Consider the following 23,156-nt stretch of genomic DNA (forward strand, 5'->3'; position numbering starts at 1 on the left):
TCAGTTGACCAGGCCGGTGAGGGGTTCGGTTCCGTCGATGAAGGCGCCGGCCAGCTCGGACAGGCGCCGGTTGTGCCCGCGGGCGTAGCTGCGAAGTGCCGTGAAGGCCTCCTCCATGCCGATGCCCTGGCGTTCGGCGAGCTTGCCCTTGGCCTGCTCGATCAGCACACGGCTGTTCAACGCGGTCTGCAACTGCTCGTTGAGCACCGTGCTCTGCTGGGAGGAGCGCTGCTGCAGGAGACTGATGGTGGCGACGTCGGCCAGGGCCTGGGCGACGGGCGTGGCGGCCGGATCGAAGGGTCCGGGGAGGGCGCGGAACAGGTTCAGTGCTCCGACGACCTCGTCCCGCAGGCGCATCGGCAGGGCCTGGACCGCGGAATATCCGCTGTGGCGGGCCTGCGCGGCGAAGCGTGGCCAGCGAGCGGCTTCCGTGCTCAGGTCAGGGATGGTGACGGGTGCGCCGGTGTGGAAGCACTCCAGACACGGGCCTTCGTCATTCTGGAGCTGGAACAGTTCGAGCAGGCGGACTTGCTCGTCGGAGGCGGCCATCACGCGGAGTTCACCGTTGCGGTCCGCGAGGAGTACGCCGGCCGCGTTCACATCGAGCATGCCGACACATCTGTCGGTCAGCATGCGGAGGAAGTCGATCAGGTCGAAGTCCGCGACCAAGTTGTCCGCAAGTTCGACGAATGCCTTGGCGAGGAGCTGCTCATTCATCGTGTACACCTTCTGTTGTCAGGCATCGTCGGGGGCGCTCCGTTCCTCGTCCGCGTCCCGGTCCGGCGAGAACCGCAGCCTGCGGGCCACCACGTCGGCTGCCACCTCGGCGAGCCGGCGTCCGTGGGCATAGGCGTAGGCGCGCAGACGGACGAACGCCTCCTCGATGCCCACACCGAGCTGGACGGTGAGCATGCCGGTGGCCTGGTCGACCTCGGCCCGGTAGCCGCCCAGCTCCTCGCTGCCCGCCCCGTCGATCCGGGCACCGAGGAGCACGAGCGTGGCGGTGTCGGCGAACACCATGGCATCGGCCAGTTCCGCGGAGTCCAGCTCGACCGGCACATCGGAGTAGAGGTCCAGCACTCCGGGGCTGATCCCACCGATCCGCAAGGGGAACGCGAACACCGCCACCGCACCGGCGGAGACGGCTTCCAGGGCGAACACGGGCCATCGGAGCCGTTCCCCGTCGGCCCGCAGATCGGGCGCCAGGACGGCCGACCCAAGGGCGAAGGCATCCACACCGGGGCCCTCGCCCAGCGTGAGCTGGAGTTCCTCGACCCGCTCGCTGACCAGGTCGGTGGCGTACAGGGGATGGCCGGCCGAGGCCTTGGACATGGCCGACACCCCTGCTCCGTCGATCGGAAGCGCGGCCACCGCGGCCGTGCACACGTCCACCACCCCGATCCGTTCGCCGCGCCGGGCCGCCTGCTCGGCCACCAGTACCCGGATCCTGGCCGACCGGCCCCCCGTCACCGCTCCGGCCGCCGGGTGCCCGGGGGGAGCCCCTGGCCGGACGCGGCCGCCGGCGCCCTCCCGAGGGGCAGTACCAGCGCCCGGTGCAGCGCTGCGCCGGGCGGCCTGTGGACCTCGCCGACCTCGCGCCATCCCCAGGACCGGAAGGCCGCCAGGCTCCTGACTGCGGACTCGAGCACCAGGGTGGCGCCGAGCGACGCGCGATGGTCGTCCAGCAGCCGCTCCTGCAGCCGTCTGCCGAGGATGAGGGCCTGTTCGTGCGGGGCGACCACGACGTCGGTGACGGCGAAGACGTGGCCGGAGGCGGTGAGTTGCTCGATGTCCCGGGGAAGGGGCCCGAGGAACCCCCTCCACCAGGAGCCGTCGCGCCGCAGGGGGAAGCCGAAGACGCATCCGAGCAAGGTGGCCCGCTCGGCGACCAGCATGGCGAATCCGGGCTGGCGGACATCACCCGTGAGGCGGTGCAGGAAGGCTTCCCGGCTGCTGTGGGCCGTACCCGCCAACGGGTGGGAGGACTCCACGTACAGGTCCGCCACGTCCTCTTTCAGTCCCTCGGCCTGCCATCGGTTCAGCCGCCGCAGGCGGATCGAGGCCATGTCGGCGGGACCGTACGGAGCCCCGCGGCGGCCCCTCTGCGAACGCCCCAGCGGCGACGTGTCCGTCACAGCACACCGCCCAGGGCGGGAGCGGGACGGTCGCCGAGCAGGAAACCGGAACGGGTGATGTCGATGATCCGGACCAGTGCGGGCGGCGGGTGGTGCAGCCTCAGGGTTCCTCCGGCCGCCGTGATGCGCCACCACGATGAGAGGAGGACGCCCAGGCCACTGCAGTCGCAGAAGGTGACGGCGGACAGGTCGATGTCGATCGTACGGACGCCGTCGTGCAGGCATTGCGCCAGTGACGCGCGCAGCAAATGGACGGTGGAGATGTCGAGCTCACCGGCCGGAGCGATCAGAACCCGGCTGTTCTCGTCGTACCTGGGGGCGTTCGGATCGGGGACACGCATGATGGGGCGCCTCGGTTCGGGACCAGCCGGGCAGTACCGGGCAGCGCCGGACTCCCCGGCTCCTCCGGTCACTTCCCGGTGCGGATGTGCGCGCGCGGCGGGCAGGGCCGATCCGGCAGCCTGCGTTCCAGGATGGGGACGAACCATGCCCTCGGATGCGTCGGGCGGATCGTGAGTCCGGGCCGCGACGCGGAGATCTGTTGCAGGCAACGCGCCGTCAGGGTCTGGAACGGGGACGCTCTGTTCGCAGCATAGCCCGTTACCGGTGCCGGCGGAGGGGTGCAAGCAGGCCTCTTCTGGCTGGTAGCCGACCGGCGCGCGGGCTTACGGGCGTGCGCCCCCGCTGCGAGCCGCAGGCGCAGAGACCTCAGACGCGGTCGCCATCCGGTGCCGGGGACGTCGTGGCGGCGCGCACTCGCCAACTTGATTTTGCCGGTGGTGCTTTGGCTCGTCTCCGTGAGGCGGTTCAGGCGAGCAGCTGGGGCCGAGGCGTGGGTGGAACGACCCATAGGCTGGCCCTATGTCTGACACGCTGAGTTCCGATAAGACCGCGTCCGCGCTGCGGACATCTGCGCGGGTCTCTGCCGAGTTGCTGCTGGTCCTCGTGGCGGCTGCGGTGGCGTTGTGGCTCCTGGGCCGGATGTGGTCGGTGATCTGGCCGCTGATAGTGGCCCTGTTCCTCACCACCCTGACGTGGCCCCTGGCCGCCTTCCTTCGGCGGCACGGATGGCGCCCCGCACTGGCCGCGTCAGCGGTGACCCTACTGTTCCTCGTAGCCGCAACGGGAGTCGTGGCGCTGATTGCAGTGCCGGTGGCATCGCAGTCCGGCGAGCTGGGCGACGGCGTGGTCAAGGGTGTCCAGCAGTTGCGCGAGTGGGCTGCAGGGCCGCCGCTGAACATCGGTGACGCTCAGATCGCAGGGGCGTTCGACGCGGCAGTCGAGCGGGTCCAGAACAGCGTCGGCAGTGCGGTCTCCACCGTCGTCACTGGGGTGAGCACCGTCTTCAGCGGCCTGGTCACCGCGATCTTGGCGCTCTTCCTCATGTTCTTCTTCCTCAAGGACGGCCCGCGGTTCCTGCCGTGGCTCGCCCGGCAGCTCCCCGGCCGGCTCGCCACCGACGTTCCCGTCGTCGCCGCGCGCGGCTGGGAGACCCTCGGTTCGTTCGTACGCTCCCAGGCGTTCGTCGGCTTGCTCGACGCCGTCTTCATCGGGCTGGGGCTGTGGATCGTCGGTGTCCCGCTGGTGTTGCCGCTGGCGGTGCTGACCTTCGTGTCCGCGTTCGTGCCGATCGTTGGTGCCTTGTTCGCCGGCCTCGTTGCGGTGCTCATCGCGCTGGTCTCGAACGGCCTGACGGACGCACTGATCGTGCTGGCGATCATCATCGTGGTGCAGCAGTTGGAAGGCAACGTGTTCCAGCCGATGATCCAAAGCCGCGGTCTCGGGCTTCACGCCGCGGTGATCCTGCTGGCGGTGACGCTGGGTGCCAGCCTGGCCGGAGTGGTCGGCAGCTTGCTGGCAGTGCCGGCGGCGGCACTGATCGCGGTGGTCTGGAACTATCTGCGCGAGCAGCTGGTCGAGCCATCGCCCGGCACGGAGACCGACCACTCGACCACCGGGGCTCCCTCGTAGCCCCCGCCAACCGTCGCCTTGGGGTCCGGCACCACCCCGACCGGCTAGGGCCGGACCACCGAGCGGCGCCGCAAGGAGGCCAACGCCACCACGAGGTGCGGGGGAGCCCGGTAGCGGAGAGGATGGCGCTGTGTCCGTGCCGAGGAACGACGAGCGTCTGCGCCGCTACTGGGACAAGCACGCCGCTTCCTACGACCGGCAGATGCGGTTCTTCGACCGAACCCTGTTCGGCGAGAGTCGCGCCTGGGTCTGTTCCCAGGCCACCGGCGAGGTGCTGGAGGTCGCCATCGGTACCGGCCTGAACCTTCCCCTCTACCCTCCCGGCGTCCATCTGACCGGCATCGAGTGGAGTCCGCAGATGCTGGCCCTCGCCCGTCGTCGTGCCGACGAGCTGGGGCTGGTCGCTGACCTGAGGGAAGGCGACGCCCAAGCTCTGCCGTTCCCGGACGCGTCCTTCGACAGCGTGGTGTGCACGCTGGCCCTGTGCGCGATCCCCGACGAGCAGCGTGCGATCGCGGAGATGAGCCGCGTGCTCAGGCCCGGCGGCAGGCTCCTCCTGTTGGACCACGTTCCCAGCTCCGCCTGGCCGCTTCGCGCGATCCAGTGGCTCATCGAACTCCTCACCGTTCCGCTCGGCGGGGAGCACCTCCTGCGCCGACCGCTCCAGGGCGTCCAGGGGGTGGGTCTGGAGGTCGAGCAGCACGACCGGTTCAAGCTCGGCGTCGTCGAACGCCTCGCCGCCCGCAAGCCCGCCCCCGGAACCGCCGACGCGTGAAATGGGTCCGCACGGGTTGGGCGGTGGTGCCGCAGACAGACCGTTGCCTGAGCGCACGTGACGGCGAGCCGGTATGGCCTCCTGGCCCGTCTGCGGCGGTGGTAGTTGGGCAGGGCGTTCGGGTTGTCGGCCGATGAGGTGTGCAGCCATACCCGGCGTACGTCAGGTCCCAGTATGCGTTCGCGCGTGAGCGCTGCCTTTCCGTCAGGCGTCGAAGCGGCGGCGTGAGGCCTCGATGTGACCGAAGTACCGGTGCGTCCACGCGCAGAGCCCGTCGATCGTCGCCCGCAGGGCTTGGCCCGGCTCGGTGAGGGTGTACTCGACCCGCGGTGGCACGACGGGGTGCACGGTCCGCTCGAGCAGTCCGTACCGCTCCAGCATCCGCAGGTTCTGGGTCAGCATCTTGTGGCTGATGCCCTCGACCTCGTCACGCAACGTGCTGAAGCGCAGGGTCCGCTCCCCGAGGGCTTCGATGATCAGGAGCGCCCACTTGTTGGCGACGTCCGAGAAGATCTCCCGCCCCAACGAGTCCGCCCGCCGAAGGTCCGCGTCGTCGGGCACACCATGGCCATCACCCTCGTGAACCCCAAGGGACTGCCGGAGATCGACGCCTATCGGCAGGTGTCGATCGCGACCGGGTCGACGCTCGTCTTCGTCGCCGGACAGGTGGCCTGGCACGCCGACGGCGTCACGGTCGGTGAGGACGACCTCGCCGCGCAGGTCGAGCAGTGCTACCTCAACGTGAGCACCGCCCTGGCCGAGGTCGGGGCCTCCTTCGACGACGTGGCGAAGCTGACGGTCTACGTCGTCGACTGGACCCCCGACAAGTTGCCCCTGCTGATGGAGGGGATCAGCCGGGCGGCCCGGAAGCTGGGCGCCGTACCGGTCCCGCCGGCCTCGTTGCCGGGCGTCGCGGCACTGGACGTACCGGAGCACCTGGTGGAGATCGAAGCCACCGCCGTCCTCGACTGAGCACGTGCCCGGCGCCGGGGCTGAGGCTCATGGAGGCTTCGCCCCGGCTCGTCAGGGCGCGAGCCCGGTTGCGTCGTACGAATCGCCGACCTGGTCGTCCGTCTCCCCGACGCGGTCACCCGCGCGGGGCCCGGGAACAACTCGGCCTGGCCTCGATTCAGGCGTGGACCGACGGGGCCGGGAGCGTGGCGAGTTCGCCCAGGACGCGGGCCGCCGGCGCGGGGGCGACCAGCCACTGCAGGTGGCTGCCCGCCAGTGTGCGGACGTCGTACGGGTTGTCGGGCGTCAGCTCGTTGCCCTCGCGGATCAGCCGGTCCTGAAGGGCAGGAGGCAGGCTCGTGTCGTCGGCCAGACGGATGTAGGTCTTGGGGATGCGGCCCCAGGACGCGGCCTGCGCCCGGTCGGCGGAGCCGCCGACGTCGAGGTTCTCGTCCGGCTGGAAGGTGTTCAGGAAGGTGTGGAACTGCTCGTCGGTGCCGTCGGCGAGGAAGGCCGCCTTGAATGCCGCGAGCGCGTCCGGGTTTGCGGTGCGGAAGTTGACGCGGAGCAGACCGAGGTCGGCGGGGTTTCCCGCCAGCGCCGAAGCGAAGGCGGCGGGGTCGACCGTGGCCATCTCCGGCTCGGCGTAGTAGTCGCTGACGTCGAGCCGGACCGGGCACCAGGCCGAGACGTAGACGAGGCGGTCGATCAGATCGGGGCGTGCGTTGGCCGCGGCCGTGACCGTGATACCGCCCCGGCTGTGGGCGACGAGGATGACGGGGCCGTTCCGCTTGGCCCGTTCGAGGATCCCGATGAGGTGCGCGACGTTGTCGGCGAGCGTGACGCCCTTGATCGAGCCGGGCGCGGTGGCGAGCCCCTCGGGGTCCTGCGGTGACTGGTAGGCGCGGGTGAAGGTGGCCTGGAACCCGTGGCCGGGCAGGTCGACGGCGACCGAACGGTGTCCGAGGAGGCCGAGTTCGGCCTGGAGGGGTGCGAAGGAGAAGGAGTTCGCGAAGGCTCCGTGTACGAGTACGAAGGTCGGTTGCATCTGTGTCGTCACTTTCCGGCCGCCGCGCTTCGGCGGCGGCCATGGGGTCCGTCCTGGGCGTCCAGGATCGAGGAAGGGATCGGCGGCAGTCCTACGAGGTCAAACCGCTGTTCGGCGCAGGACCAGGCAGAGGAAGCCGAAGCTGTCCCGGTACCCGTGCAGCCAATCCGAACGCGCGGCGGTGGCCGTCTCCAGTACCTGCGCGGCGGCCGGATCGGCAGGGTGGTCCAGGGCCCACGCGGCCAGCGAGCCCCAGCAGGCCCACTCGTAGGAGTCCAGCTCGCTGCGGGTACTGACATGGCCGTGGACGGGGGTCCATCCGTCGGCGACGACGCTGTCCACCGTGGTCGCCAGGTCGGCGAGGTCACCGAACATCTCGACGGCCTCAGGTGAAGGGGCGCGGTCCCAGTACGACTCGCCGATCAGAACGCGGCCGCCGGGAGCCAGGTGCTTGCGGGCCGCCGCGAGGGTGGGGAGGAGACCGCCGAAGGCATGTGTGGCGCCGACGCTGATCACCAGGTCGTACGGCCGAGGAGAGCCGAAGTCCGCGGCCTCCTGCTGGTGGAGGACGAGCCGGTCCGCAACACCGAGTTCGCTTGCGGCCCGGCGGGCACGCGTCAGGGAGACTTCGGAGACGTCGACGCCCTCGGCGTGCAGGTGCGGGCGTGTCGCCAGGGCGCGCAGGAGCCACTCCGCCGTGCCGCATCCGAGGTCGAGCACGCGCTCGTCGCCTCGCGGGAGGCCGCGTTCGAGCAGCCGGCCGACCGACTCGTCCGCGAGCGGAGACTTGATCGGGTGGTCGGCGTGGGCGATCGCGGAGATCTGTTCGCGGCTCATCGGAGCGGTGCGCTCCGTGTCGAGGATCAGCTTCGCGGCCACCGCCGTACCGTCGGTGCGGATCGTGGCGGCGACGGCCTTCGCCCGTGCTGCGGTCTCCGGGGTCAGGGCCGTCCCGAGTGCGGCGGAAAGGGAGTCGAAGGTCGGGGTCGGGCCGTCGTGCGCCGCGCCGATGCCCAGCTCGGCCACGCGGGCGGCCCAGTGCGGCTGGTCCACGAACTGGGGTACCACCACCTGGGGTGCACCGGCCCGGGCGGCGGTGGTCGTGGTGCCCGCGCCGCCGTGGTGCACGACGGCCGCGACCCGACGGAACAGGGACTGGTGGTTGACGTCGCCGACGGCGAAGCAGTCGTCCGCGTCGTCCACAAGGCCCAGGTCGGCCCAGCCGCGGGAGACGAGGACGCGCCGTCCCTGCGTGCGGGCCGCTTCGACGGTTGTCCGGGCGATGTCGGAGGCCGCTCCCATCGGCATGCTGCCGAAGCCGATGTACACAGGCGGGGTGCCGGCGTCGAGGAACGCCTCCAGATCGGCGGGCAGGGGGCGTTCGTCGGGCAGGATCCACGCTCCGGTCTGTATGACGTCGAGGTTCGTCAGCTGCTGCCAGGGGCCCAGGACCGGGTCCACCGCCAGCCACGGCCGTTCGGTGAACACGTGGTCGCGGACGTTGTCCACCGGAGCGAGGCCGATCGCCGAGCGGTGGGCGTTGAGGGGCTGGAGATAGAGGGCGTTGACCTTCTGGACGTCCAGGTCCCACAGGGCCTGGTTGTCGGTCATGCCGGGCGGAGCCGGCGGGCCCGGCCGCGGCGACGGCCGGTAGTGCTCGGAGGGCATCTCGAACGGGTGGAAGCCGGCGTACACGTAGCGGATGCCCAGCTTCTCGGCCACCGAGCGGGCGCCGGCCGGCATCAGACCGCTCGCTACGAGCACGTCACAGCCCTCGGCGGCCTTGCCGACCGTCTCGAAGTGCGCGGCGACCAGCTCGGCCGCGAACGCGGCCGCGTCCGACGGTGGCGCTCCCGTCCGCAGCGCGCGCACGTCCCGCCCGAAGGGCACCAGTTCGGCGCCGACACCGGCCAGCAGTTCCGCGAACTCCTCGTCCGGCGGTGCGCACACGCGGACCTCCGTGCCCAGACTCCGCAGCTCAGCGGCCAATCCGGCCAGCGGGGCGATGTCGCCGCGGGATCCGTATGCCATCAACAGCACTCGCATGTCGTCGTTAACCCTTCTGTGGATGCCGGTCTCCGCCGACGGTGTCGAGGAGCAGCTGTGCCGCCAGCGTCGCCCCGTCGGTGCGGACCGTGTCTGCGACGGCCTCGGCCCGGCTGACGGTGTCCGGGGCCAGGGCCTTCCTGAGCGCGGCCGCCAGGGACTCGGCGGTCGGAACCGGGCCGTCGTGGGCCACGCCGATGCCCAGTTCGGCCACCCGGCCGGCCCAGTACGGCTGGTCGGCCAGCTGGGGTACGACCACCTGCGGAGCGCCGGCCCGAGCGGCCGTCGTCGTCGTACCCGCGCCGCCGTGGTGCACGACGGCAGCCACGCGTCCGAACAGCTGCTGGTGGTTGACCTCGCCGACGGCGAAGCAGTCGTCCCGGTCGTCGATGAGACCCATGTCCGCCCAGCCGCGCCCGACGATGACCCGGCGGCCCTGAGTGCGGACCGCCTCGATGGCCACCCGGGCGGCCTCCTCGCCTCCGCGCACGGGCATGCTGCCGAAGCCCACGTACACGGGCGGTGCGCCGGCCTCGAGGAAGGCCACCAGCTGCGCCGGGAGCGGCCGCTCGTCGGGCAGCACCCACGCTCCGGTCTGTACGACGTCGAGGTCCGGCGTCTCCAGCCACGGATCCAGCACCGGGTCCGTCGCCAGCCAGGGCCGGTCGCCGAAGGCGTAGTCGCGGACGTTGGCCACCGGAGGCAGGCCGATCGCCGCCCGGCTGGTGTTCAGCGCCTCGCCGAACAGAGCATCGATGCTCTGGGCGTCCAGTTCCCACAGGGCGCGGTTGTCGGTCACCTCCGGTGGGAACGGCCGCCCCGGGTACGCCAGCGGCGGGCGCTGAGGCGAGGGCAGCGTCAGCTGCTGGAAGATCACGGACACGTAGCCGATGCCCAACTTCTCGGCCACGGACCGCGCCCCGGCGATGGCCGGCATCGCGCCCGTCGCCACCAGCAGGTCGCAGCCCTCTGCCACCGAGGGGATCACCTCGACCTGACTGGCAATCAACTCTGCTGCGCGCTGCGGAAGATTGGCCTTCGACGGAGGCGGCGCCGCGGTCGTCAGCGCGCGTGCCGACTGGCCGACGCCCACCACGGACACGCCCATCCCGGCCAACCGCTCCGCGAAGTCCTCGTCCGGTGGCGCGCATACCCGCACCTCCGCGCCGAGTTCACGCAACCGCACCGCGAGTCCCACCAACGGTTCGACGTCTCCGCGCGACCCATAGGTCGACAACAGCACACGCATTTCCTGAATCTCCTGTTTCCGTGGTCCGGCGAATCGTGCCGCCTTCACCCTGCCCTCAAGACGGTGAAGGCGGCGGGAATGATCAATTGTGTCTCTATGCGTCACGGGTCACCGAGCCCAGGGCAGTTCACGGGTGCCCTCGGTGCCGGGAACGGAGGCGACGCCGTCGGCGGGCATCGAGACGTGGGCCTCCGTCCGTTCCAGGGCGCGGATCCGGCGGAGACGGCCCGCCGGCAGGATCAGGGTCCGGCCGACCGCGACCTTCACCGTACGATCGCGGCAGGTCACCTCCAGCGCGCCCGTGGTGACCGTCCAGACCTGCTCCCGGTTGATGGAGTGCTCGGGGCCGGTGGCGCCGGCCTCCATCGTGACCGTCCAGGTGCTGAGTTCGATGCTGCCGCGGCTGGGGGCCGCCAGGCCGGTCATGGTGGCGTTCGGGGAGATGGTGACGTGGCCCGTGGAGGGCGTGATCACGACCATGGGGGTGCTCTCGTCGTTGCCCGCCGGAGCGGGGTCGGCGGCGGTCGCCCACTCGACGAGCTGGACGACGACACCGTTCGGGTCGGTCATCTGGAACAGCCTTTCCCCCCAGGGCTCTTCGCGCAGCGGCATGGTGATGGGGGCGCCCGCCGCGCGCAGCCGGGCCTCCTCCGCCGCGAGGTCGGCAACGGTGAGCGCCAGGATCAGACCGGCCGCCCGCTGGTCGCGCTGCTCGGGCGGGAGGACGTCCGTACCTCCGCGGAGCAGGACGATGTCCACGGCGGCGTCTTCACGCCTCAGGGACACGAAGCCTTCGTCGGCCATGGCCACTTCGTAGCCGAGGTGGGTGCACAGGAACGCGCGGGAGGCGTCCACGTCGGCGACGGTCAGGGAGAGGGTGGAGGAGGAGACGTTCAAGGCAGCACCTTCGTGAAGTGGGGTGAGGACGGGATGGGGGTGCGGGGTGGAGATGGCGGTGGCCACCGTTCAGGTCGAGGGCAGGTCGAGGTCGAGCTGGAGCTCGCACGTGCGCCGGTAGGGGCGGAACCCCAGGCGGTGGTTGACCGCCAGCATGTGGACGTTGTCGTCGGCGTTGTCCGTCTCGATCTCGGTGACCCCGGGGTGCTCGGCACGCAGCCGGTTCGCCATGGCGGCCTTGACCCACAACCCGAGCCCGTGGCCGCGGTGTTCCGGCACGACCGCCGTGTCGTACTGCTGGACCCGCGGCGGCGCTCCGTGGGGGATCACGATCTCGGTGTAGCCGGCCATGGCGCCGCTGTCGTGCGCGGCGGCGACGGTGAGCAGCGTGTCCCCGCGGTCGGCGACCACCGCGGCCATGGCGCGAACGCGATCCGCGTCCCACGCCACGCTCCCGTAGTCCAGGTCACCGACGGGCGCGTCGTTCATCGCGTTCTTGGCAGCGGCGAAGGAGGCGGCGAGGCCGTCGGGAACCGTTCCGGTCCAGCCGGTCAGCCGGTACCCGGGGTGCTCGGCTTCGGAGATCCGAAGCAGGTCGGCCCCGTCCGTATCGTCGAGGCGCAGCACGAGGTGACTCAAAGCCAGTGCCCGGCGGAAGCCCCGTCGTCCGCTGAAGGCTTCGCCCGGACCGTCGGCCGGGGCCGTGGCGATCAGGCTGCGCCGGTTCTCGGCTCGGCAGGCCGCGACGGCCGCCGACAGCAGGAGGGAGCCGGTTCCCAGGCGGCGGTGTGCGGGGTCGACGTGGAGGTCCAGCTCGGCCAGGTGCTCCTGGCCCGCGGAGGTGAACACCCGTAGGGAGGCGACTCCGACGGGGACCCCGTCCGTACGGGTGGCCAGCCACATCAGCCGGCGGCTGCCCAGAGCGGGCCGGGTGAGCTGGGCCTGGATCTGTCCGAGGTCGGGGGTCGGTACTCCGGGCAGGTCGTGGGCCGTCGAGGCCTGGACGACCTGATGCCATGCGATGGCTTCGGCGGCCGAGACGTGCTGGAGCGGCAGGACTTGTACTGATGTGGGCAAGGTGATGGCCTTCGTGGTCGAGTCGGTCGTACGTCGGATACGTGGAGCACTGCGAACGCTCGGGGCGCTTCGCGCACTTGGGGCGTTCGTCCAGTCGGTGTGGCGCACGAGCGGCCAGTCGACTTCGACACGGGCAGCCGTCGCGAGGTAGTTGGTGAACACGTTGAGTGCGACATGGGCGATGACCTCGACGATCTGCTCGTCGCACAGGCCGGCGCGCCGGGCCGCCGTCAGCTGCTCGTCGGCAACGGTTCCGCGGTCACGGACCGTCGAGGCCGCCAGCTCCAGGACGGCGGCGGCCCAGGGGTCGTCGGCCTTGCCCCGGCGCGCACCGGTGGCCTCGGCCGCACTCAGCCCGGCCGTCCTGGTTCCGCGGAACGCGTGCACGGAAAGGCAGTAGTCGGAACCGTTCTCCTGTGCCACCAGCAACGCGATGCTCTCGCGCACCTGCGCCGGCAGGGTTCCCTCCGTGCTGAGGGTGGTGACGACGCCCAAGTACCCCTTCAGTACGGCCGGGCTGTTGGCCATCACCCTGGCCAGGTTGGGGATGACCCCCAGGGCCCGGTGCGTGGCGGTGAACAGAGCTGCGGTTTGACCGGTCGCGATCTCCGGTTCGACGGTGTGGAGTGACATGCCGGTAACCATGCAGGTCGATCTTGATACATTCGCGATGCTTCTTCGATGCACGTGCTGGTGACCCCGGGGGTAACGGAATGCGGTTCACGATCCTCGGCCCGGTGGAGGCCGTGGCTCCCGGTTCGGACGCACCCGGCCTGGCACCCCGCCATCGTGCGGTACTCGCCTATTTGCTGCTGCACGCCGGGGTCGCGATCAGTACGGACCGCCTGATCGACGCCATGTGGGGGCCGCTGCCGCCGGACTCCGCCCGGGCACAGATCCAGACCACGATCGCCGCGATCCGGCGGATGCTCCGCGCTTCGGAAGCCGACGGGATGCTGGCCACGCGACCGGCGGGGTACGTGATCACCCCCGAGGCGGGGCAACTCGATCTGGACGAGTTCACCAGCCTTACGGCCACAGCAGCGGCCGTCTCCGACGCCCCGGGGGATGCGGCGGACCAGATACGTGCGGCGCTGGCGTTGTGGCGGGGAGAGCCGCTGGCCGACATCACCGCCCATTACGTCCAGAGCGCCAGAGCGCGTCTGAACGGGCAACTGCTGGCCGCCGTCGAGCGCTTGGCCGAGCTGGACCTGGCCCGGGGGCGGCACGACGAACTCATCGACGAACTGTCCGTCCACGTGGCGGCCAACCCCTTGCGGGAGCGGCTGTGCTGCCAGCTGATGCTGGCTCTGTACCGCGCCGGGCGCCAGACCGAGGCGTTGGACGTGGCAAGAACCTTCCGGGCGACCTTGGCCGATCAGCAGGGACTGGACCCCGGCCACGCGTTCGGCAAGCTCGAACAGGACATCCTGCGGGACGCCCCCGATCTACGGCCGCCGGTGACCGCGCCGGCGAAGCCGCAGGGGATCAACTTCCTGCCCTACGACGTCCCGGACTTCACCGGACGCGAGGACGAGATGGACGGCCTGATCCGCCTGTGGTCGGGCAACAACGGCGGTGTCGTGACCATTTCGGCGATCGACGGGATGGCCGGGGTCGGCAAGACGACGCTCGCGGTCCACGCGGGGCATCGCCTCGCGGACCACTTCCCGGACGGACAGCTCTTCGTCGACCTGCAGGCTCACACCGCCGGTCAGGCACCGCTCGACGCCGGCGCAGCGCTCGAGATGCTCCTGGGGCAACTCGGTGTGCCCACGCAGCAGATACCCGCGTCGGTCGCCGACCGCGCCGCGCTGTGGCGGTCCGAACTCTCGGGCCGACGCGTGCTGGCCGTACTGGACAACGCCCTCGGCGCCGACCAGGTGCGCCAGTTGCTACCCGGATCCTCCCGCGCCCTCATCCTGATCACCAGTCGCCGACGGCTGACCGACCTGGACGGGGCCCATGCCCTGTCCCTGGACGTGCTGCCCGCCGCGGAAGCCTTGGAACTGTTCACGGCGATCGTCGGCCAACGGGCGGCGGCCGAACCCCTGGCCGTCCTCGATGTCCTGCAGTTGTGCGGTTTCCTGCCGCTGGCCGTCCGCATCGCCGCCGCCCGCCTGCACCATCGCCCGCGCTGGACCGTCGCCTACCTGGCCGACCGGCTCCGTGACCAGCGCCGCAGGCTCTCCGAGCTGGCCACCTCGGAGCGAGGAGTGGCAGCGGCCTTCACCCTGTCCTACGAGCAGCTGACTGCAGATCAGCAGCGGATGTTCCGGCTCCTGGGGCTCCAGCCGGGCCGTGACATCAGCCCAGAGGCGGCCTCCGCGCTGGCCGACCTCCCCTTGGACGAGGCCGAGATGCTCCTGGAAGACCTCCTGGACGCCCACGTTCTGACCCAACATCAGCTCGGCCGCTACACCTTCCACGATCTGCTGCGCGAACACGCCCTCGCCACCGCTGCCGCCCAGGAAACCCCGGGTGCACAGCGCGAGGCACTCGGCCGGCTGTTCCACCACTATCTCCACACGGCGTGCACGGCCATCGACCACCTCTACCCCGAGGGCAAGAACCGCAGGCCGCGTATTCCCGCGCCGCAGACCCCGGCCTGGCCCCCGCGGGACGAGGCCGAGGCGATCACCTGGCTGGACGGCGAACGCGCGAACCTCATGGCGTCCGCGCAGTACGCGGCCGAGCACGACTGGCTCCCGCACGTCGGCCAACTGGCCGCCACCCTGCACCGCTACCTGCTGGGCCACGCCCACCAGGCCGACGCGCTGGTCCTCAACGGCCTGGCACTGGGAGCCGCCCGCCGCAGCGGCGACGCAGCCGCCGAAGCCCGTACGCTCATCGACCGCGGCCAGGTGTACTTCTGGTGGCACGGCGACTACGAGCAAGCGGCCGAGCACTTCCGGAACGCCCTGGACCTCGCGAGCGAGACCGGCGACCAAGGCCTCGCGGCCAGCGCGCTGGCGGCCCTCGGCACCGTCTCCACACGGCGGCGGGAATACGACCTGGCCCACGACCAGTGCGCGCAGTCCCTCGCGCTCTTCCGTGAGCTCGGCGACCGCGGTGGCGAAGCAAGATGCCTGACCGACCTCGGCATCGTCCATGAGCGCCGAGGACGGTACGACGACGCCCACGAGCACCACCGGCAGTCGCTTCTGGCGTACCGCGAGACGGGATCCCGCATCGGCGAGACCGTCGTGCTGAACAACATCGGGCTCCTGTACCAGCGGCAGGGCCGCCACGACGAAGCCCGGCACCATCACCGCCAGGCGCTGGACCTGAGCCGCAGGTTCGACTTCCCCGGAGACGAGGCCGAGTCGCTCAACGCCCTCGCGGAGGCCGCCCGGTCCATGGGCGACCTCGCACAGGCCGTGGCCGAACACGACAACGCGCTGACCGTCGCCCGCGAGTTCAGCTACCGCCCCGAGCTGGCCCGCGCCCATGGCGGCCTGGCGCACGTCCACCGCGACCTCGGCCGCATCGACCTCGCCCACGACCACGCCCGACAGGCCCTTGACCTCTACACCGCCCTCGCCGTCCCCGAGGCCGACGAGATCCGCACTTTTCTCGCCGAACTGCCGCCGTCCGCGAACGAGCCCGAGCCGACGGAGGCGCCCACGGCCGGCCGGCCGTCCCGGTAGCGGCTGCGGATCGGCTCACGATGCCCGGCGGCCGTCGGCCACGGATCCTCCGTGGTGCCCAGGGCCGCGAAATCTGGCGCACGTCCCTCCGTGCGCCCACAGCGATGCCGTCGAGGTCGGTCGGTCAGGTATGCCTCCCGCGCCGGTCCGATGCCTTCCCGGGATGTCAGCCGACCGGGGCGGGGTTGCGGGGGTCGGCCGGGCGGGGGACGAAGACCGGGGAGTCCGACTGGTAGAAGAGGTCGATGTCGGCCTCCTCGCCGCCGACGATCAGGGTGTCCCAGGCACCGCTCTCCCGCAGGGTGCGGAGGGTGGCCGGGGCGATCGAGGCGAGGTGGGAGCGGAGTTCCCCGTCGCCGGGCAGGCCGGGCATTCGGGGCGCCAGCCGTTCGCGGATTTCGGCCATCCGGTCCAGCAGTGCGTCCAGGTCGCTCTCGTCCGAGGCGTAGGCGGAGCCGGCGGCCGCACCTCCGCCGGCCTCCGTGCTGCGCGCGATGACGTCCTTGATGGCGCGGGTGACGCCCTGTTCGTCGGTGGTCACCATGGCGTTCCAGGCCCGGCTCTTGTGCCGGTACTGGAGCATGGACATCGCGGCCTCGTGCCGGATGAAGTCGGCGTCCCGCAGCGGCTTGCCCCGCCAGGCGCGGCTGAGCGAGCGGGCCAGCGAAGTGGCCGAGGCCAGGCCGCTGTTGAGGCCACGGCCCGGCCAGAAGTGGATGGCGTTGGCCGCGTCGCCCAGCAGGAAGCCGTAGGTGCCGGGAGCGGTGGCGGTGGGCCGGTGCAGCTGGGCGGTGAACCGCGGGCGCTGCACCATGTCCAGGCGGAACGAGGTGATCGCGGACAGGTCCTCCTCGGCGACACCGAAGAGGCTGAGTCCCTGCCGGATCTCCTTCCACAGCGGGGAGCCGCGCAGCAGGGCGGGCAGGAAGAGGGTGCCGTGGGTGGGGCAGCGGAACTCGTTGTCCTCCTCCTGCCGGCTCATCAGGCAGGGGCGGGCGGCGATGCACTCCTCGAAGACCTGGCGTACCGGGTCGATGCCGATGACGCTCTTGGTTTCCTCCCGGGTGAGCCGCATGTTCAGGAAGCCCTCGCCGCGCAGCGAGTTGAGCAGGAACCGGTTCTGCGACACGGTGAGCAGCACGCTCATCGGGTCCGGCAGCTTCGACTTGACGCGCAGCCCCAGCACGATGTCCTGGAGGTGCTCGCCGTCGAGGGAGTAGATCGAGGCGTCAGCCGCGCCGAAGCGGTCGGCGTAGTGCTCGCGGGTGTGGGAGCGGCCGCCCTCGGCGACCACCAGGACGTGTTCCCGGGTGATCCGGTTCTGCTCCTCCGCCGCGTCGAATCGCTTGGGAACCAGGCGGATCGAGGGCCGCCGGTTGGCCAGGTCCAGCAACTTGTCCTCGATGTGGGCGATCCGGATGTTGCGGGGCGGGCGGCCGTCGACCGAGTCGGGGCCGACGGGCCACATCTCGGAGTAGGCGCCGCCGTCGTCGAAGAGGGCGTCGAGCACCTCCTCGGACAGGGCGAGGTACTGCCGGCTCTGGACGGTCACCACCTGCTGGCGGCGGAAGTTCCCCTGGGTCTCGTCCTTCCAGACGACCGAGGAGCCCTTCCTGGTCCAGCGCCCGTCGTAGACGGTGATGGCGGTCCGGCCGGGCAGCAGCTCGTCGAGCGCCAGGGCGAAGGCGAGGCCCACCGGGCCGCCGCCGGTGACGGTGACCCGCAGGGTGCCGGGATCCGCGGCGCTCGGCCGGGGCACTTCCAGGAGGGAGAGGTCCATGACCGTCTCCATGACGTCCGAGGCCTCGTAGAGGAACGTTTCGTCGCCGATCCGGATGGAGTCGTTCGGACGCAGCACATGCCGTGTGACCCGCTGGCCGTTGACGAACGTGCCGTTGCGGCTGTCCCGGTCGTAGAGGACGAAACCGGCATCCTCGTCAAGGATCTCGGCGTGCAACCGGGAGGCGCTGGGGCTGACGATCACGACGCCGTTGTCGCTCTTGCGCCCGAAACTGAGGGGCTCCCTGCCCAGGACCACGCTCTGCCCGGTGAAGGGGCCCGTGCTTCCCACGATGACCGACGGCACGCCACACTCCTTGAATAGGACGCCTGCTGACTCCTCGTACGCCAGCAACACGCCATGGCGAACGTGTTCGGTTCAACCATTCTCGAGAAATCTCGGCCACTCCGTTGAACCGGAGGTCCAGGTCCGTACGTGATGTCGGCGTCGGTAGGCGATCAGAGGAGAGCGGCCCATGCACAACGAGGAATCCGAGACCGTGGCGGAGAGCGCGCTCGCCGCCACCGTCGCGGGCACGACCGCGGCCGCGACGGTCGCATCGGTCGCACCGAGCACCGAACGGTTGATCGCCGGCCGCTACCGGCTGCTGTCCCGGCTCGGCGAGGGCGGTATGGGCACCGTGTGGCGGGCCCGCGACGAGACGCTGCACCGCGAGGTCGCCATCAAGGAGGTCCGGGCCCCGGCCCACCTGCGGGCCGGAGACATCGCGCGGATGTACAGCCGGCTGGAGCGGGAAGCGTGGGCGGCGGCCCGGATACCCGACCGCAATGTGGTGACGGTCCACGACGTGGTCATGGAGGACGACCGGCCCTGGATCGTCATGGAGCTGATCCGAGGGCAGTCGCTGGCCGATCTGCTGCGCGCCGAGGGGCCGCTCACGCCGCGCCACGCGGCGCACATCGGCGCGGAGGTGCTGAGCGCGCTGCGCGCCGCGCACGCCGCCGGGGTGGAGCACCGCGATGTGAAGCCGGCGAACGTGCTGCTCGCCGAGGACGGGCGGGTGGTGCTCAGCGACTTCGGCATCGCGGTGGTCGAGGGCGGCACCGCGCTGACCATGACCGGCGAGGTGGTCGGCTCGCCCGAGTACTTGCCGCCGGAGCGGGCGCTGGGGCGTCCCTCGGGCCCCGAGTCGGACCTGTGGTCCCTCGGCGTGATGCTGTACGCGGCCGTGGAGGGGATCTCGCCGTTCCGGCAGGACTCCGCGCTGAGCACGCTGCGGGCCGTCGTGGACGAGGAACCGCCGGAGGCGACTCGGGCCGGCCCGCTCGCCCCGGTCATCGCGGGGCTGCTCCGCAAGGAACCGGCCGAGCGTACTCCCGCCGCGGAAGCCGCCGCGGCCCTGAGGGGCATCGCCCACGAACCGGACGCCACCACGAGCGCCGCCCGCGTCCTGTCGGCCCCGGCGGAACCCGACACGGCAACGGCCGCAACAGCCGAGGCAACGGCTCCCAGCCTGATGGCGCCCACCCCCTCGGAGCCCGCCGTGGCCGCGCCCGCGGACCCGACCGCCGAGGCGCCGGCCGCCCCGCCCGGCAAGCGACGCCGTACGGCTGCCTTCGTCTCGGCAGGCGTGGCCGCGTGCGTACTGATCGCCACCGGGCTGGCCTACGCCCTCAGTGGCAACGACGAGGAACCCGAGGCCGGTTCGGGCGGCGTACGGATGTCGGTGGCGGGCGCGAACACCACCTACACCGGCAGCTGCCCGACCCCCGAGAGCCGGGCCCCGGCCTTCACGGCGACCTTCACCGCGTCCGAGCCCACCCTGATCTCCTACCGCTGGGTGTCCGGCGACGGCTCGGTGGTGGATCCGCACTGGCGCACGATGTCCATCGGGGACAAGGCCAACCCCACCGGGCACGACACCGTGCGGCTGACGACCTACGCGAAGGCCGGCACCCTGACCACCGGTATGGCCGTGGAACTCCAGAGCCCCACACGCATCACCTCCAACCCGGTCCCCTTCTCCATCACCTGCACCGGCTGATCGCGGCATCGGCATCGGCATCGGCATCGGCGTGCGGTTGTCGGTCCATCCCGGCGAAGACCGACAGCCAGACCGCCCGCCTGCGCAAAGGCTCACGCGGCGGGCTCGGATACCGGCATGGGTGGCCGGTCATCACGATCTGCGCCCGCAGGGTGTGTCCAGCCATCACACGGCCACGCGCGCCTGCCGCAGGCCGGGGCTTCCGGCGGTCGGTCAGGGAGCTGGGGAGTCGGTCGCGCGGGCGATGTCGTCGAGGCGGCCGTCGGTCCACGCGTGTCGCGCCGCGTCGCGAGCGGCCGGGGGTGGGCCCGGGTGTCGGTTACGGGTGCGGACGTTCTCCACGACCGCCCAGCCCTTGCCGCCGTCGAGGGTCCTGAACTCGACCAGGTGGTGGTCGAGGTGTCCAGTGATCATCACTGCCATGAGGGACAGGTACTCTCCCCGGAGGTCGGGGGTGAGCTCGCCCTCCGGCCCTCCCAGGAGGACCTGCTGTTCCTTGGCCAGGAGCGTGCAAGTGGTCTGAACGGCTCGGACGAGTGCCTCGAACTGCTCCCCGCCCAACCGCGTCCGTAAGAACTCCAGATGGGAGCCGAGGACGTCGGCCTCCTGGCCGCCTCCCGACCCACCGGGATCCGCCTGCGCTCCAGGGCCTCCAGGGTCCGGCGGAGGATTCTCGGTCATGCTTCCGCCCTTCCCCCAGCGGCCGTTGCCCTGCCCAGTGTAGGCAGCGGCCCGCGCTCCGACGGCGTTCTTCGGCCACCGGCCGGCCCCGGCTGCCTTCTCTGCGGCGCCCCTGGCCCCAGGCGTCCCGAACGCAATCGACTATGCCAATTGCACATTCGAAAGGAATGTGATTTAGGCAATTCCGGGATGGATTACCCGTGTTCACTCTCTCAACGTTGACAGCGTGCTGCGTCTTGAGGGTAAATGAGTTCACGGGTGGCCTGATGTGGTCGTAGGTAGGTTGGATCAGGCCACTCCGTGACCGGTTCATTCCGCCGGTCACCTGGTGTGGCCGTGACGATGTCGCAGTGGAGAGGCGTTTGGGTCGCGGGATTACCGTGTGGTCGTGTAGTGAGCGGGTATTGACGAATCCGACTCTTCCGTGGGGGATCAATGGCCCAGCTCAGTTCTTTTTCCGTCCCCGATTTCCACCTTCCGTTCGGAAACTCCAAGCATCCCGACGCCGCCCGGGCGAACGCCGAGGCGACCTCGTGGGTGTTGCAACACGAGCTCGTGACCGCCGCGGCCGAGCAGTTCTCGGGCATCGGGGTCGGCCACCTGGCCGGCCGGGTGAGCGGTGACGTCGCCTACGAGCGGGTCCTCTTGCTCGCCGAGTGGATGGCCTGGTCGTTCGTCCTGGACGACCAGCACGATCACCTCATCAGGACGGGAGAGGTCGCGGCCTGGCGGCCCGTCACCGATGCGATCACCGGCTATCTGCGAACGGGGCGGATCGAGGGGGCGGCAGCGGGCCGAAATCCGTTGGTGACGGGATTCGTCGACCTGTGCGACCGGATCCTGGCCGGCATGTCCGAGGGGACTGCGGCCCGGTACCGTGCCCATGTCCCCCTCATGCTCGACTCTTTGGACCAGGAGGCGAGCAACCGCGCCGCCACGAGGGGCCCGGGGGTCCAGGAGTACGTCCTCATGCGCCGCCACAGCTCCCAGATCCTTCCGATGATGGACATGGTGGAGGCCGGGCTCGGGATCGACCTCCCGCAGAACGTCCACGATCTCCCCGAGTTCCAGGCCCTCGTCGCGAGCGTGCTCGACGTCATCTCGTGGGGCAACGACGTGTTCTCCCTGCCGAAGGAGCACGCCTGTGGGGACACCAACAACCTCGTCTCCCTCATCTCCTTCTGGGAGGGGTGCTCCCTCCCCGACGCCGTCCAGGCGGTCGAGGGGCGCATCCAGGAGCGCATCGAGCAGTATCTGACCGAGGAAGAACGTCTGATTCAAGCCGTCATTGCGCTCCCCGGGACGGAACCGTCGCTGGTCGACGCGGTCACCCGCTGCGTGCGCAGTTACGAGGACTGGATGATCGGCGCCGACCTGTGGCAGCGTTACGAGTGCACGCGGTACAGCGACGAACGGTTCGCGGCCGGACTGGAGTCTGCGTACACCCGCCCGGATCTTGTCTCCGCGGCGTGACGGAAAGTCAGTTCATGGCATCTGAAGCGCATTCCGGTCCCGAGGTCCATGCTCCTGTCGCCCCAGGACGGTTACCGCTCCTGGGGCACGCGCTGCAACTGTGGCGCCGGCCGATCGAGTTCCTGGAGTCGCTCCGGGCGCACGGCGACATCGTACGGCTTGACATCGGCACCTGGCCCGTCCACGTGCTGACGAGCCCGGAGCACGTTCACTCCGTACTGGTCCAGCAGGCACAGCAGTTCGGCCGAGGAAGGATCTTCGACAGGCTTCGCCCGGTGTTCGGCAACGGGATCGTGACCACCGACGGCGACTTCCATCGCAAGCAGCGACGGATGATGCAACCCGCCTTCCACCGCAACCACATCGCCGAGTACGCGGAGGTGATGTCCCGGCAGGCGGAGGCGATGAGTGCGTCGTGGACGGCCGGCCGTGAGATCTCCATGGTCACGGAGACGCGCGGGTACGCGATGTCCTCGGTCGCCGAGATGATCTTCTCGGGGGACCTGAGCCGGCCCGCCGTCGACGAGGTGCACCGCTCGCTGCCCATCGTCCTGGAGGGCATGCTCGTGCGGGCGGTCATGCCCAAGTCGCTGGACCGGCTGCCCATTCCGTACAACCGGCGGTTCGACGGCGCGGCCGCCCGGCTGCGCCGGGTCATCGACGAGGTGATCGAGCAGTACCGTGCCGAGGAGCCGGCCGAGCGGGGCGACCGTCACGACCTGCTCTCCATGCTGCTGGCGGGCGTGGACTCCGAGACGGGCTCGACGATGGATGCCGAGCAGGTGCGGGACGAGGTCATCGCCATCATGCTCGCCGGCACCGAGACCTCCGCGACCACCCTGTCCTGGATCTTCCACGAGATCGGCCGGCACCCCGAGGTCGAGGCGCGCGTCCACGCCGAAGTCGACTCGGTCGTGGGGTCCCGGCCCGTGCGCCCCGAAGACATACCCGCGCTGACCTACACGCACGACGTCTTCCAGGAAGCACTGCGCCTGCATTCCCCCCTGCTCTTCACCCGCAGGGCCCTGGTCCCGCTCACCCTCGGTGGAGTCTCGATCCCGGCCGGCGCGGAACTGGCCTACAGTCCGTACGCGTTGCACCGGGACCCCGTGCTCTTCCCCGATCCCGGCGTCTTCGACCCGGACCGCTGGCAGAAGGGGGCGAAGGAGCGGTCCCGTACGCACAGCTACCTTCCGTTCGGGGCCGGCCAGCACAAGTGCATCGGCGATTCCTTCGCCGTGGCGGAGATCCTGACCGCGGTGGCGACCGTCGCCTCGCGATGGCACCTGAAGCCCGCCCCGGGCATCACCGTGCGCGAACGTCCCGCAGGGATACCGCAGCCCAGCGAACTGCCGATGATTCCCGTGGCGCGGAGGGTACAACACCCTTCTCGTTCGAGTGAGGAGATGCCGCAATAG

Annotated in this window: 19 protein-coding genes and 1 pseudogene; 7 read left to right on the forward strand and 13 right to left on the reverse strand. The window is 70.6% G+C overall.

What is annotated here, in order from left to right:
• From ACE1OC_RS37235 to ACE1OC_RS37250, 4 genes are all read right to left on the reverse strand, one after another.
• Positions 1-717: a GAF and ANTAR domain-containing protein gene (locus ACE1OC_RS37235; protein WP_407840715.1), complete on the reverse strand. Its 717-nt coding sequence runs from the start codon at positions 715-717 to the stop codon at positions 1-3.
• Positions 718-735: 18 nt separating this feature from the next.
• Positions 736-1,434 (reverse strand): GAF and ANTAR domain-containing protein, encoded by a 699-nt coding sequence (locus tag ACE1OC_RS37240; RefSeq protein WP_407840716.1) that lies wholly within the window; start codon positions 1,432-1,434, stop codon positions 736-738.
• Between the two features lie 32 nt (positions 1,435-1,466).
• Complete coding sequence (locus ACE1OC_RS37245) at positions 1,467-2,066, reverse strand: hypothetical protein (RefSeq protein WP_407840717.1); 600 nt, start codon at positions 2,064-2,066, stop codon at positions 1,467-1,469.
• A gap of 65 nt (positions 2,067-2,131) precedes the next feature.
• Complete coding sequence (locus ACE1OC_RS37250; protein WP_407840718.1) at positions 2,132-2,476, reverse strand: STAS domain-containing protein; 345 nt, start codon at positions 2,474-2,476, stop codon at positions 2,132-2,134.
• Positions 2,477-2,996: 520 nt separating this feature from the next.
• On the opposite strand from ACE1OC_RS37250, the gene ACE1OC_RS37255 reads away from it, so the two are divergent.
• On the forward strand, positions 2,997-4,106 hold the full coding sequence (locus tag ACE1OC_RS37255; RefSeq protein ID WP_407840719.1) for an AI-2E family transporter: 1,110 nt from the start codon (positions 2,997-2,999) through the stop codon (positions 4,104-4,106).
• Between the two features lie 130 nt (positions 4,107-4,236).
• Positions 4,237-4,881 carry a class I SAM-dependent methyltransferase gene (locus tag ACE1OC_RS37260; protein WP_407840720.1) on the forward strand — a complete coding sequence of 215 codons (645 nt, stop codon included), beginning with the start codon at positions 4,237-4,239 and terminating at the stop codon, positions 4,879-4,881.
• 204 nt (positions 4,882-5,085) lie between these two features.
• Here the strand turns inward: ACE1OC_RS37260 and ACE1OC_RS37265 are convergent, their stop codons facing one another.
• Positions 5,086-5,442 (reverse strand): winged helix-turn-helix transcriptional regulator, encoded by a 357-nt coding sequence (locus ACE1OC_RS37265; protein ID WP_407840721.1) that lies wholly within the window; start codon positions 5,440-5,442, stop codon positions 5,086-5,088.
• A gap of 3 nt (positions 5,443-5,445) precedes the next feature.
• Here ACE1OC_RS37265 and ACE1OC_RS37270 point away from each other — a divergent pair, with 3 nt between their 5' ends.
• Complete coding sequence (locus tag ACE1OC_RS37270; RefSeq protein ID WP_407840722.1) at positions 5,446-5,853, forward strand: RidA family protein; 408 nt, start codon at positions 5,446-5,448, stop codon at positions 5,851-5,853.
• 157 nt (positions 5,854-6,010) lie between these two features.
• Here ACE1OC_RS37270 and ACE1OC_RS37275 read toward each other — a convergent pair whose 3' ends face one another.
• The 6 genes and pseudogenes from ACE1OC_RS37275 to ACE1OC_RS37300 all read right to left on the reverse strand — a co-directional run bounded on the left by ACE1OC_RS37275 (position 6,011) and on the right by ACE1OC_RS37300 (position 12,782).
• Positions 6,011-6,880 (reverse strand): alpha/beta fold hydrolase, encoded by an 870-nt coding sequence (locus tag ACE1OC_RS37275; protein ID WP_407840723.1) that lies wholly within the window; start codon positions 6,878-6,880, stop codon positions 6,011-6,013.
• A gap of 99 nt (positions 6,881-6,979) precedes the next feature.
• Positions 6,980-7,717 (reverse strand): SAM-dependent methyltransferase, encoded by a 738-nt coding sequence (locus tag ACE1OC_RS37280; protein ID WP_407841802.1) that lies wholly within the window; start codon positions 7,715-7,717, stop codon positions 6,980-6,982.
• An 18-nt stretch (positions 7,718-7,735) separates the two neighbouring features.
• Positions 7,736-8,926, reverse strand: a pseudogene (locus ACE1OC_RS37285) (glycosyltransferase); the annotation flags it as partial.
• Positions 8,927-8,933: 7 nt separating this feature from the next.
• Positions 8,934-10,175 carry a glycosyltransferase gene (locus ACE1OC_RS37290; RefSeq protein ID WP_407840724.1) on the reverse strand — a complete coding sequence of 414 codons (1,242 nt, stop codon included), beginning with the start codon at positions 10,173-10,175 and terminating at the stop codon, positions 8,934-8,936.
• Positions 10,176-10,283: 108 nt separating this feature from the next.
• Positions 10,284-11,072 carry a VOC family protein gene (locus ACE1OC_RS37295; protein ID WP_407840725.1) on the reverse strand — a complete coding sequence of 263 codons (789 nt, stop codon included), beginning with the start codon at positions 11,070-11,072 and terminating at the stop codon, positions 10,284-10,286.
• A 69-nt stretch (positions 11,073-11,141) separates the two neighbouring features.
• A complete protein-coding gene (locus ACE1OC_RS37300) occupies positions 11,142-12,782 on the reverse strand; it encodes a GNAT family N-acetyltransferase (RefSeq protein WP_407840726.1) in 1,641 nt (546 codons plus the stop codon).
• 80 nt (positions 12,783-12,862) lie between these two features.
• Here ACE1OC_RS37300 and ACE1OC_RS37305 point away from each other — a divergent pair, with 80 nt between their 5' ends.
• Positions 12,863-15,799: an AfsR/SARP family transcriptional regulator gene (locus ACE1OC_RS37305; RefSeq protein ID WP_407840727.1), complete on the forward strand. Its 2,937-nt coding sequence runs from the start codon at positions 12,863-12,865 to the stop codon at positions 15,797-15,799.
• Positions 15,800-15,965: 166 nt separating this feature from the next.
• Here ACE1OC_RS37305 and ACE1OC_RS37310 read toward each other — a convergent pair whose 3' ends face one another.
• Complete coding sequence (locus tag ACE1OC_RS37310; RefSeq protein ID WP_407840728.1) at positions 15,966-17,885, reverse strand: FHA domain-containing protein; 1,920 nt, start codon at positions 17,883-17,885, stop codon at positions 15,966-15,968.
• A gap of 169 nt (positions 17,886-18,054) precedes the next feature.
• Here ACE1OC_RS37310 and ACE1OC_RS37315 point away from each other — a divergent pair, with 169 nt between their 5' ends.
• The gene (locus tag ACE1OC_RS37315; RefSeq protein ID WP_407840729.1) at positions 18,055-19,584 is read left to right on the forward strand and encodes a serine/threonine-protein kinase; all 1,530 of its coding nucleotides are present in this window, start codon (positions 18,055-18,057) and stop codon (positions 19,582-19,584) included.
• A gap of 213 nt (positions 19,585-19,797) precedes the next feature.
• On the opposite strand, the gene ACE1OC_RS37320 is transcribed toward ACE1OC_RS37315, so the two are convergent.
• Positions 19,798-20,265: a hypothetical protein gene (locus ACE1OC_RS37320; protein WP_407840730.1), complete on the reverse strand. Its 468-nt coding sequence runs from the start codon at positions 20,263-20,265 to the stop codon at positions 19,798-19,800.
• 435 nt (positions 20,266-20,700) lie between these two features.
• Between ACE1OC_RS37320 and ACE1OC_RS37325 the strand changes: the two genes are divergently transcribed.
• Together ACE1OC_RS37325 and ACE1OC_RS37330 are read left to right on the forward strand one after the other, a co-directional pair.
• Entirely contained in the window at positions 20,701-21,738 is a 1,038-nt protein-coding gene (locus ACE1OC_RS37325; protein WP_407840731.1) for a terpene synthase family protein, read from the forward strand.
• Between the two features lie 14 nt (positions 21,739-21,752).
• On the forward strand, positions 21,753-23,156 hold the full coding sequence (locus ACE1OC_RS37330; RefSeq protein ID WP_407840733.1) for a cytochrome P450: 1,404 nt from the start codon (positions 21,753-21,755) through the stop codon (positions 23,154-23,156).

The organism is Streptomyces stoeckheimensis, from assembly GCF_045822005.1.
Classification (GTDB): Bacteria; Actinomycetota; Actinomycetes; order Streptomycetales; family Streptomycetaceae; genus Streptomyces; species Streptomyces stoeckheimensis.